Genomic DNA, 12,484 nt, shown 5'->3' on the forward strand with positions numbered 1-12,484 from the left:
CATGTAATGTATTATTGCCAGCCATAATTTTGTACAAGGCTCGGAGCATTGTATAATTCCATGTATGGTATAGGCTGATATGGTGATAAAAACCTTCTTTTTTCCAATAATATTTTCTCGTAAGAAAATGTATTGTCTTCTTTCTTCGTGATTTTCATACCGTATACATCCACATTGAGGCTTGTCACACTGTTATTGCCGATCCAGCGGCGCAGGTCATAAAAGTAATGGCCTTCAAAACTTAATTCCAATCTGCGCTCATTCCGGAGATAAGTTCGGAATTTATTTCCATCCGCCCCTATCACCTTATTAAGGTATGCTTCTCCGCTTCCGTACTTGACTAGTATGCTTTTCAAAGCATCGTAAGCCGTAAAGCCAAATCCGCGGGGATCGCTCTTGACACCCCATGCTTCATTAGCCGCTTCCGCATAATTGAGGTATAACTCGGGCATGCCCAATATGATATTGGCCCGTTGAGTTTTCGTATCATTTCCGGGGATTAACTGAACCTGGTTTGTACGTAATAGCTTCTTTATATAGTAGGATGTTCTGGATGTCTTTTTCAATGGAACGTAAGCATCGGCACCCCCCTCATACGACTCGATGGTATAATAATTTCCCGGGCCCATTTTGCTTCCATTATAACCGACAAACAACGCCAGTCTGGGGTCCCTGTTCTGGAAAGGATTGGCAGAATAGTCATAGCTGCTTTCGGATAAAGGATATCCGTCTTTGTCGGGAAATGCATCCACATAATTTTGAGATGCGCCACTGGTAGCCGCCCCATACATCGATTGCGGATAGTGATTCAATTCATATAGCTGGTTCCCTGTCATTATCGGGCCTCTGAATAATATATCCCGGTTTTCATAGTTCTTATTATTCAGTTTGGCAAAATAATAATCATCCATTTTCGAAAGGTTACTTAACCCCCCGGCTGCTTTTATGGCCTCACCGGCAGCAATGGCCGCCTTCTCCCATTTTACCATATCATTATCCTTGTTGAATGCCGGGCTCGCAGCGTAGAGCAGTATTCTGGCCTTTAGGGCCATTGCACTTATACCTGCTGCACGGCCGTTTATACTGGCCCCGATGACCCTGTCCGTTCCCTTATACTCTACAGGAAGGTATTTGATCGCACTGTCGCAGTCGTTAACGATAGCCTGTACACATTCATCGTATGTCGCACGGGGAATATCCAGGTTATCGTCTATGTTCAGGATACGTCCTTGTACAAGAGGTACGCCAAGCATGGACCCGTCCTTTGCCTCTCCGCCAAAATTACGAAGAAGGTCTGCCAGCCAGTACGAACGCATGAAATAAGCTTCGCCGAGCAGCCGTTGAAATTCCCGCACATTATCTATACTGTCATTCTTATTATTGATTACATAGAAACGTACCGGAGTAGGCAGCTTCGCTGTAGGGTCCAACACCATTTTACTCAGGAAGATATTTATATTACGGATTTGCTTATATCTTGTCTCCCAGTTGTTCAGAGGGTTGTTGTCAGGGCGTAGCGCTCCCGTTCCGCAAATATAATAATCGCCTGAGAAATCATTGTCTACTGCGTTATCAGTCATATTTTCGAATTCGATATTATAGAAACCCGGCAAGGCTGAATAACTATCCATCAATGGCCCGCAGAAATATGCGGCATTGGCAAATACTTCCTCTTCCGTCATCGTGTTGTCTTGTTCGAGATCGAAAAAATCGGAACAAGAAGATAGACTTACAAACAGAAGTATGAGTACCGATATATTAATCTTATGTTTCATAATGATTATTTTTCTGTTTTTTGATTAGAATGAAAATGATAAACCACCTGTCAGTGTCATGCATAGAGGGAAGTTTGAAACTCCGGCGCTAAGACTTTCCGGATCGAGGTCTTTTATTTTAGAGATAGTAAATAAATTGGCTCCCCTCGCGAAAAACTTAAGATTATTGATACCGAACTTCGAAGTCGTTATATGAGGAAGCGTATATCCCAGTTCCACATTCCTTAACTTGAAGAAACTGCCATCTACAACCCAATAATCGGACGTTTTGAAATTATTGTTGCTGTATTCCGCCCTCAGTACCGGATGAGGATTTCCGTTTGGAAGACCGTCCTTCAATACGTTCGAATATTTTCTGTTACCGTATATCTGGTAATATTTGTTATCCAGCACCCGGTCGAAACCAGCCAGACCGTATCCTAACAGGTCGAGGTTAAATCCTTTATACGCTAATTTAATGGTGATCCCATATTCGACAGACGGAGATGTGTTAGCTATGACAGTCCTGTCCCTGTCATCGATGAACCCGTCGTTATTTGTGTCTTCGTATCTGAAATCCCCCGGGACAACAGTTCCGAACAGCTGGACAGGCGCTTTATCTATTTCATTCTGGTCGGCGAATGTACCGGTCACCCTGAGTCCCTGTATATCTCCCATGGCCTGAATTTTAAGCAAACCTTCATATCCCGCCGGATAATCGGGATTAGCCTCTTTGGTGATGTCAGTTTTTCCATATGTAATATTAGCGCCTGCGGCTACCTGTAATTCCCCGAACTTTTTCTGATATAGGAATTCGGCTTCAAAGCCTTTGCTGACATAATCTTTGTAATTGCGCATCACCAATGCCGGGCCTTTACCTATTACACCGGGAGTGATATCGGTAAGATTGGCCAAAGCTCCCTTCAGTTTATTATTGAAGTATCCGGCCGAAAGGCTGAGGGAACGGTTCAGCAACAAGAAGTCAGCACCTATATTAAATTCGTAGCTTTTTTGAAAACCTATATCCGGATTCCCCGTCTGATATGGACGCGCAATATTATTGAGTCCGTTGAGGTCGGCATGTGCGCCACCCCTTTCCCAGACATCACGGTATAAGTATGCCGAAAACAGGCCGTCTGCCGTATAAGCGGTAGAACCAAGTATTCCGTAAGAAGCCCTGAGCTTCAGATAATCGAGCCACGGGATGTTTTTCATAAACGATTCTTCGGAAAGAATCCATCCTGCACCGAAGGTCGGGAATGTGCCGAATCTCTTATCGGGAGCGAAGGAGCCCACTCCTACATAATTCACACTCAGGTCGGCAATGTACCTGTCGCTGTACATATAGTTGATATTTCCTCCTATATTTTGTCTTTTAAGTTTTTGTATCAGCGAATTATATTCTTTCGTCTGCTGGAAATATACAATTAGGGCATTGATGTCATGTTCTCCGAATTTACGATTGTAAGTTGCCGTTACATTATAGGCAAAATTACGTTGTGTGACATCAGATGTCCTTGTCTTATTGGTTTCACGGGTATCTTTTCCCCATATCTTATATCCGGTAACTTCGGAACGATCCTGATTCATTACAGGTTCAAAGACGGAGAAAGTTCCTCCTTGCGATGATGTCATCGCAGTATATACATCGAAGGTTACACTTGGCTTTATCACCAGTCCCTGCACCCATTTGTTCAGATCAATATCCAAAGTCATATCCGATTGGATATAAGAATATTCACCCTCTCTATAACCATTATTCATAAGCATACCATATACATTATTCTGGTTTTCGGCAGTACCTCCCAATACAAATTCAGTATCGGGTTTTCCGGCCTTGTCTCCCGGAATGAATATAGGGAACTCATTGGGGCGGGTATCCGATAGCAGATTGAAGAAGGTCTGGGTAGACATATTAGGCCATTGCTTGTTGCGTAATGCCGCATTGAAACCTGCCTTGAATGTTATAAAATCCTTTATCGTATTGTCTACGTTTCCTCGTAATGTAAATGTCTGGTCGTTGTTCGGATATTTGGTGTATTTTTCTAATCCGCCATTTGTCTGGAAACCGACATGCGTGAAAAAGGATGTTTTCTCATTTCCTCCCGTAAACTGCGCATTGGCTTTGGTTATACCCATATTACTGTTCAGAAACATCTCATAGTAATCGATATCGGGATATAAGACAGGATCTCCGTTGACATAGTTGCCGGGATTTTTAAAATATGGCGCCTGCCCCGAATTGATCAGGGCCTGATTGTACATCGAGGTATATTCATATGCATTCAGGTATTTAGGCAAACGTGTAGGCTTTTGTATGCCTGTCTGGACATTTACCCTGACTTTGTTTTCATATTTTTTACCTCTTTTGGTTTTTACCATCAGTATCCCATTCGTCTGTATACCTCCATACAATGCTTTTAATGAAGCATCTTTAAGCAGCTGCACGCTTTCTACCGTTTCGGGTTCTATATAATCTAAAGAACGCTCCACACCATCAACCAGAATTATGATATTCCCCAAAGGAGTACGCACAAAACTTGTATTGTTGGTTAGTCCCTGATCCATCGTATTGCTGATTATAGCATTATCCATAGAGAACAGCCCGTTGAGCCGCCCATTCAAGGCATTCATCATGTTTGTCGTAGGGTTTGCCTCAAGGTCTTCCCCCTTTACCTTGGAGTACGCTCCCACGGTACGGCGCTCATTTGTTTCTCCAAATGGTGTGTATATACGGCTTTCATCGCCCGTATAACCGACGATCGTTTTCATGGTCACTTTACCTGCCTCTAATTGTGATACAGACATCGTTTGCGTAGCATACCCCTCTGCCGTTATCTTGATTTTATCGTCCTTATATAAGGAAATTGTTCCTTTACCGGAGCCATCAACAGTATATGTATGACGGTTTTTGGAAGAAACTATTTTGGCCTTGCTTACCGGCAGCCCTTCCGTATTCACAATTTCGATTTGCACAGGTGTTTTGGTTTCTTTCTTTACTTTCTTTTCTTGTCCTGTTATAGGTTGTAGGCTGGATATCAAAAAGAAACCGACAAATAATATGCGATATATTCTGGATAAATTATTATTCATACTGTTTTAATTTTTCTGAGTAATTATTTGTTTACCAACCCGGATTTTGTTTGAAATTAGGACCTATATTAGTGTCGTCAAGCTTGATTACAAAAAGGTTGTGCCTGTCTTCGTAGATTCTTCTCATATAGAACTGTTTCTCAAATTTATATCCCGTAGGATAGACTGAGGCATTATAACCAGGGGCAAGTTTTGCTATATACATTCTCCATATATCCCTGTTCTCCGGCTGCGTACCGATTTTCCAACGGCGCAGGTCGAATATGCGATGCTCTTCGAAGCAAAGTTCGATACGTCTTTCATTACGAACGCGTTCGCGGAATTTGTCTTTTGTCAGGAATTTAGAATGTATTCCAGGCATCTGAGCCCGGTTGCGAACCTTATTAATAGCCTGTTCGGGCGTATACAAACATCCGCTATGCAGACTGTTTGGGGCACTCCATGCTTCATTTGCAGCTTCGGCGTATCCCATATAGATTTCGGCTGTACGTATATATGGCCATAAAAGCGGAAGATGTGCATTAAAAGTCATTCCCAACCATTTCTTTGCATAATACCCTGTTTGAGTAAAGCCCATTAGGGGTACGCCTCCACTCATTGACAGGTCTTTGCTGCCCTCAATGCCGGGTTTACTTTCATCCGTCTGATATATCTCCATTGTGCGGTTCATAACCTGCTGTCCGTTATATATGATGTTATAACTGAAGCGCGGATCTCTTCCGGCATATGGATTCTGTTCTTTATATTGAGACTCAGGATCATCTACAGGCAGTCCCGTAGCCTGCATTTCAAAACAGTCTACAAGTAACTGATTTACAGCCACACCGTATTTACCCGAAAGCTGGCCGGGCGGGCGTGCGGTATTCGTATAGGCATCCGATCCCCATTGGTGGTTGGCTCTCCTTCCAAATAATACTTCTTTAGTATAAATGGATTCATTATCCCCTTTGAATATGTAATAATAATCGTCCCAGTCGACAAGTCCGTGGCCAGCTTCTTCCATTACACGTATTGCCTCGTCTGCTGCCAGAGCAGCTTCCTCCCACAGGTCTTCTCCGGTACCATTTTCATACCGTGCCAGATCACTGGCTGCATATAGCAGGATACGGGATTTCAGTGCGAGAGCCGCAACGCGTGTGGGATGTTGAAATTCGGAATTCGGGATAGTATTTTTCAGGTACATTGCGGCAGAATCACAGTCTACTGCCGCTCTCTTATACGTTTCCTGCATACTTAGGCGGGGGTAATCCATATCTTCCGAGGCATTTGTTATAGGTGCATATAAATATGGCATTCCTCCCCAGCGGCGAGTTAGGTCCATATAGCAAAAAGCGCGGTAAAAATAGCACATGCCAAGTATTTTGTCACGGGAAACCGATCCTCCCGAGTAGAAATCTATATTACGTATTCCGGTATTGGCCACACGCAAATGCTTCCATATCTGCCCCCATGTTTCGTTATTACACATCGGTGCATCGCCATTGGTACGTAAAGCGTAGTAGTTTCCCAATTGTGCCTGTACCGACGGCACGCCCGAGTATAAAGCTGTAGAGATGGAGTTATCGGTAAGGCAATCGTAACTTCCTAAAGGCTTTACACCATTTTCATGATACAGGAAAAATGGATTTATAACCAGATATTCGCAAAAATTACGGTAATTAACAGAGTCTTTGAATACTTTATCAAAATCATATCCGTCAGCTTCCGGCATCTTATCGAGATAATCGCCGCACGATGCGAAAATGAATGTAAGGCAAAGTATGTATATATATTTTTTCATAACATTTATATTTTGATAATTAGAATGTCAATTGCGCCCCTATTAGTATTCTTCTGAGCATAGGATAATATCCGTTAACTAATCTCGCGGCAGAACCACCGTCACTGGCTTCGGGATCGGCAAGCGGATAATTGGGAGCCCATGTGAAAATATTATTTCCGCGCAGGAATATTTTCATATTGTCTATTCCCATGCTCTTTACTACTTTTTTGGGAATAGAATATCCTATGTTCACTGTTTTCAAGCGTATATAGCTGCCATCGTAAAGGTTTGTACTCCTGACGGCCCCATCACCAATATTGTTATGTGTCCTGTTAGCATCGAAGTGATAAGCATTGTATTGAGCGTTCCGGTTATCAGGGCTCCAGGCATCTCTCTCATAATCAAATACATGGTTCGACAACCGGTGCAGAGGCCATGAATAGGCATCGATAACAACTTTAGATACATGGCTGACACCCTGGAACAGAAAGTCGAATTCAAAGTTCTTATACTGGAAACCTCCACTCAAGCTGTAGTTATAAAGCGGATAAAGAGTCGAATACCCCATAGGTACCTGATCCTGTTCGTCAATTTTCCCGTCGCCGTTAAAATCGACCCACTGGGAATCCCCCAGTCCCATAATTCCCGAGCCATACCGCAAACTGTTCATCTGCTGGTCTGCATTTTGTATCATACCTACAGAAACATAGCCCATTTGCTGGAAAATCCTGTTTCCGGCCTGCTTCTGGTATTCCGGCTTATACATTGGCTCGTCACGTTCTATTATCCGGTTGTCACTGAAACTCATACCCGGTTTTAACCAATAATGGAACCCTGAAGACAATTCGTGCTGGAACTTAAGTTCCATCTCGTAGCCTTTTGTCTCCGTTTCCCCCAGGTTTTGCTGTTTCATACCTACTCCGAACCAGGCAGGGACAGACATCCTGTCCAATAATATCTGATCCCTGTTCTCTTTATAAAAATCGAGCGTAAGGGTAAACATATTATTGGGCAAAAATGCCATTTCTATTCCGATATCTTTTTTTATGGCTCTTTCCCATGTAGCATCGATATTAGCCGCATTTTCTTCAATCACCGAAGTAATTGTCGGCCCGGTTTCGCCAGCGGTTCCCGGTCTGAACTTATTCCCTGTGTTTCCGTTTACATAGGACGAAACATATAACCAGCGGGACGAACTGTTGTCGCTACCCACTTCTCCATACGAAGCCCTGATCTTAGCCCTGCTCACGATAGAAGAGACCGGTTTGAAAAACTTTTCATGGTGCAGATTCCAACCAACGGCGAATGATGGGAAAAGACCATATCTTTTATGCGGAGCAAACTGTTCCGAACCATTATAGGCAAGGTTGGCCTCGAACAGGTAGCGGTTATTGAAGTCATACGTTATACGTCCTGTAACTCCTTGCTCGTAAGTAGGGAATTGGATGTTGGTCTGGGTTTTCCTTCTTTGTCCCAAAAATAAGGCTGTAATATCATGCTTTCCGAATTTTTGTGCATAATTCAATGCCGCTTCGAAATACCATGACCGGAAAGGGAGCTTGTCGGCATATATACCTTCACTTTCGCTGGTTACCGGAGACTGGGGAGATTCCCCGTCAAGTTTTCCGTCGCGTCCTCTATAACGGGCCCAGGCTAGATCAGCATTTAGTTTGTAACTGACGGCATCGTATGAATATGCTTTCGAATAGGTTGTATTATTGTTGTAAGCCGCTTTACCCGTAAAACTTAATCCTTCGGTTATAAAATCCAGCTTTTGGCTTAACTTCAGCGTAACGTTCAGGTCGGTTGTCTTCAGTTGTCTGCTTCCGCTATAGTTATTCGCAATATTAGGATTCTCTGAATTGGGGAGTCCTGTGGATGCCAATCTATCGCCTACTTCTTCGGGGCGGCGGTTATCCGGATACATATTCAGTGCCTCGGCCGGATAATACGGCGGTATATCCATCGGCCCCAACATGAATATAGGGCGGTAGAGCCGTTGAATGTTTGTTTCATACGGCGAGTTACGTATTCCTATATATCCGCCTGCATCCAGCGACAGCAGTGTTGTCCTGGTAATATCTGTATCGATATTGAACCTGTAATTGTAGCGGTTGTATTTAAATCTGGGATCGTATGTCGGTTGCTTCTTGGTCTTTATAATATCACCCTCATTGGTATATGATACCGAAGCAAATACTCTTGCATATTCGGTTCCGCCGGCTATGTTGACATTATATTTCTGGGAAAAGGCAACATCTTTTATCATTTCCTCCTGCCAATTGGTATTCGGATATAAATAGGGCATATCCTGTATCCTGTAATGTTCCAGTACCTCATTGGAAAGGATGGAGCCCCAGTTATTGTCATTCTTAAAGGCTTCATTCATCACAAGGCCTGTAATGTAGCTATTTTCGGGCGCTATCATCCCGATGGGCTGCTTCATGGTGAATTCCAGCGTGGCGTTGACTTTAATTTCGCCCTTTGTTCCCCGTTTTGTGGTAATCAATATTACTCCGTTCGCACCGCGTACCCCGAATACGGCTGTGGCAGAAGCATCTTTCAGAACCGAAATAGATTCGACTTCGTTCGGGTCTATGTCATTAAAGCTGCGTTCTACTCCATCTACCATTACCAAAGGGTCATTCCCTACCCATGAGGAAACTCCGCGGATGTATATTTTGGATGCGTCCGCACCCGGTTGTCCTGATGATTGTACAGTGCTGATACCTGGGATTTGTCCGGCAAGCGCATTAGCTAATGATGTGGTAGAGGCTTTTGCAAGGTCATCTCCTTTTACCTGGCTGATAGCAGCGACGGAGCTTTCTTTTTTCTGAACTCCGTATCCGACAACTACTACTTCGTCCAGAGCGGAAGATAATTCCTGCATGGTAACATTAACTATTTGTTTATCAGATATGTCTATCACCTCCTCTGCAAAGCCTATATATTTGAAAGTAAGACTTTTGCGGCCAGAAGGAACTGATATTCTATATCTTCCGTCTGCATCTGTTATCGTTGCCGTTTGTGTACCTGATACTATTACGGAAACACCGGGTAGTTCCAAGCCTTGATTATCGAGCACGATACCTGTAATAATACGAGAACTTGCCTTTTCCTGACCGGCCAATGTCAATGGGGTTAATAACATGGTGACGAGAATACAGGAAAAAGACACGTAAAAAACAAATAGACCTTTTTTATTCTTGTGTTTTTTCTTCATAGTGAAATTTATAAAAGTGTTACATACTTAGATTAACAGAATAAATAATTGTTATTCCCATAATTTCAGATTTTGATGGTTTAATAAGAATGTTTCGTCATAATATTAGATAATAAAATATGTTAATATTTAAGGTTTCGATATCACCTGATATAAAAGCTGATTATGTGCAGGATCTGTTCATACTGTTTGGATTGAGTTTAACGGTTAATGTGTTTTTCAGAAATTTAATAATACAAAACAATTATTTTAATAGATAAACCAATAGCATCAATGTTCTTTTTATAAACATTATTGTTCATTGTTTATAATTCTTGTACAATAGTGTGTATTTCGTGAACATGTTTGCAAATACCGGTGAAATTGGACGTTTATACCAAATATTGTTCATTTTCCCTTCATCCTGGTGGAAAGTCTAAAAAACTTACTGTTTATTACTTCTAACTTATTACTAAAGAATTATCTTTGTACCCTAATTAAAATTTTTATATGAAACTTGCATTTTTACTTACTTTTATCTCTTTCATTATTTTATTCACTGCATGTTCCTCTGTGGATAGCGACGCCAAAAAGGCGGCTCAGCTGAATAAAGAATCGATAGGATATGTAAAAGAAGGTGACCTCGAGGAAGCCGAAAGAGCATATAAAGAAGCACAGGAGATTTTATCCCGCTATAAAGGGACGGAGAAATATGAAGAGTTCCAGTCCGCATATAACACATATATGCAGGGTGAAACTTCAAATAACTGATAATAAAAAAGAAACTAACGTAAGGTCGCAGACCTGTTTATTAAAGAAACAAGAACAAATTATAATTCGATAGCATATCATTAGATTCTATCCATTACTTATTTTAACCGTATGTCTGAGAATATATTAAATGCAGAAGAGCCGAAAAAGAGCCTCAACTTTATAGAGGCAGCAGTGGTAAACGACCTGGCAACAGGTAAAAACGATGGCCGTGTCCAGACCCGTTTCCCGCCCGAACCGAACGGTTATCTGCATATTGGTCATGCAAAAGCTATCTGTATAGATTTCGGCATTGCAAAAGAATACGGGGGTATTTGCAACCTCCGTTTCGACGATACCAATCCGGTGAAGGAAGACGTGGAGTATGTGGATTCCATTATGGAAGATATTAAATGGCTGGGTTACGACTGGCCGAATGTTTATTATGCATCCGACTATTTTGGTAAATTATGGGATTTTGCCGTTCAGCTGATAAAAGAAGGCAAAGCTTACATTGACGAGCAGCCGGCGGAAGAAATTGCCAGGCAGAAAGGTACTCCGACACAACCGGGGGTAAACAGCCCCTATCGCGGCCGTCCTATCGAAGAAAGCCTCGACCTTTTTCATAAAATGAATGAAGGAGTGTTCGAAGAAGGTAGCATGGTGCTTCGCGCGAAAATAGATATGGCATCGCCGAACATGCACTTCCGCGACCCTATCATATACCGTATCATCAAACATCCGCACCACCGTACGGGAACTACCTGGCAGGCCTATCCGATGTACGATTTCGCTCATGGACAGTGTGACTACTTCGAAGGGGTGACTCACTCTATCTGTACGCTTGAGTTTGAAGTACACCGCCCGCTATACGATTGGTTTATCGATCAGCTTGCTACGGATAATTACCGCCCGCATCAATACGAGTTCAACAAGCTGCAGTTTACCTATACTATCCTGAGCAAGCGTAATCTGAGGCGTATGGTAGAAGAAAAAATACTTTCGGGCTGGGATGACCCGCGTATGCCCACTCTTGTCGGATTTCGCCGCAGGGGATATACGCCCGAGTCTATTCACAATCTGATAGACCGTATAGGCTATACCAAATACGATGGGGTAAATGATATAAGCCTGCTGGAATATGCTGTACGTGAAGACCTGAATAAAAAATCGACCCGCGTATCGGCTGTGCTCGACCCTGTGAAACTGGTTATAACTAACTATCCTGAAGGACAGACCGAGGTAATGGAAGCTCAAAACAATCCGGAAGATGAAACCGCAGGAAGCCATAATATACTCTTCTCCCGTGAATTATTTATCGAAAGGGACGATTTTATGGAAGATGCTCCTAAGAAATATTTCCGCCTGACTCCGGGTAATGAGGTCCGCCTGAAAAATGCATATATAATAAAATGCACAGGCTGTAAAAAGGATGAGGATGGAAATGTAACGGAGGTATATGCCGAATACGATCCCCAGACCAGGAGCGGTATGCCTGAAAGCGGCCGCAAGGTGAAAGGTACTATCCACTGGGTCTCTACGGAAGATTGTTTCGATGCTGAAGTCCGCCTTTACGACCGTTTGTTCATAGTAGAGAATCCGGCCGACGACGGAAGGGATCTGACAGAACTGCTGAACCCCGATTCGCTTCGTGTTCTTACAGGCTGTAAAATGGAATCGTATCTGAAAGACGCCAAGGCAGGAGACAAATTCCAGTTCCAGCGTACAGGTTATTTCTGCGTAGATAAGGATACTACCGATAATAATATGGTGTTTAACCGTACGGTATCGCTTAAGGATTCGTGGGCAAAAACAAAAGATAAATAACAATCTTTATCTGTATTATTAGCCGATGGCCTTTAGCCTACAGTTCTTTGACAGATTTGAAGGGACTTAAAAATTTAATGTTTAAGAATATAAAGA

6 protein-coding genes are annotated in these 12,484 nt (G+C 42.6%); 2 read left to right on the forward strand and 4 right to left on the reverse strand.

The annotated features are described in order from the left end of the window. Window positions 1-11: 11 nt before the first annotated feature. Genes ACYQ3L_RS03190 through ACYQ3L_RS03205 form a run of 4 tightly spaced genes read right to left on the reverse strand, consistent with a single transcriptional unit; the run spans window position 12 to window position 9,832 of the window. Window positions 12-1,775, reverse strand: coding sequence for a RagB/SusD family nutrient uptake outer membrane protein (locus ACYQ3L_RS03190; RefSeq protein ID WP_380001791.1), 1,764 nt, complete (start codon window positions 1,773-1,775; stop codon window positions 12-14). A 24-nt stretch (window positions 1,776-1,799) separates the two neighbouring features. Further along, a complete protein-coding gene (locus tag ACYQ3L_RS03195) occupies window positions 1,800-4,847 on the reverse strand; it encodes a SusC/RagA family TonB-linked outer membrane protein (protein ID WP_380001789.1) in 3,048 nt (1,015 codons plus the stop codon). Between the two features lie 31 nt (window positions 4,848-4,878). Next, window positions 4,879-6,627: a RagB/SusD family nutrient uptake outer membrane protein gene (locus ACYQ3L_RS03200; protein WP_380001786.1), complete on the reverse strand. Its 1,749-nt coding sequence runs from the start codon at window positions 6,625-6,627 to the stop codon at window positions 4,879-4,881. Between the two features lie 19 nt (window positions 6,628-6,646). After that, a complete protein-coding gene (locus ACYQ3L_RS03205; RefSeq protein WP_380001784.1) occupies window positions 6,647-9,832 on the reverse strand; it encodes a SusC/RagA family TonB-linked outer membrane protein in 3,186 nt (1,061 codons plus the stop codon). Between the two features lie 489 nt (window positions 9,833-10,321). On the opposite strand from ACYQ3L_RS03205, the gene ACYQ3L_RS03210 reads away from it, so the two are divergent. Both ACYQ3L_RS03210 and ACYQ3L_RS03215 read left to right on the forward strand, forming a co-directional pair. Beyond that, window positions 10,322-10,582: an outer membrane protein assembly factor BamD gene (locus tag ACYQ3L_RS03210; RefSeq protein ID WP_380001782.1), complete on the forward strand. Its 261-nt coding sequence runs from the start codon at window positions 10,322-10,324 to the stop codon at window positions 10,580-10,582. 111 nt (window positions 10,583-10,693) lie between these two features. Then, window positions 10,694-12,388 carry a glutamine--tRNA ligase/YqeY domain fusion protein gene (locus ACYQ3L_RS03215; protein ID WP_380001780.1) on the forward strand — a complete coding sequence of 565 codons (1,695 nt, stop codon included), beginning with the start codon at window positions 10,694-10,696 and terminating at the stop codon, window positions 12,386-12,388. Window positions 12,389-12,484: the final 96 nt, after the last annotated feature.

Source organism: Dysgonomonas termitidis (genome assembly GCF_054657735.1).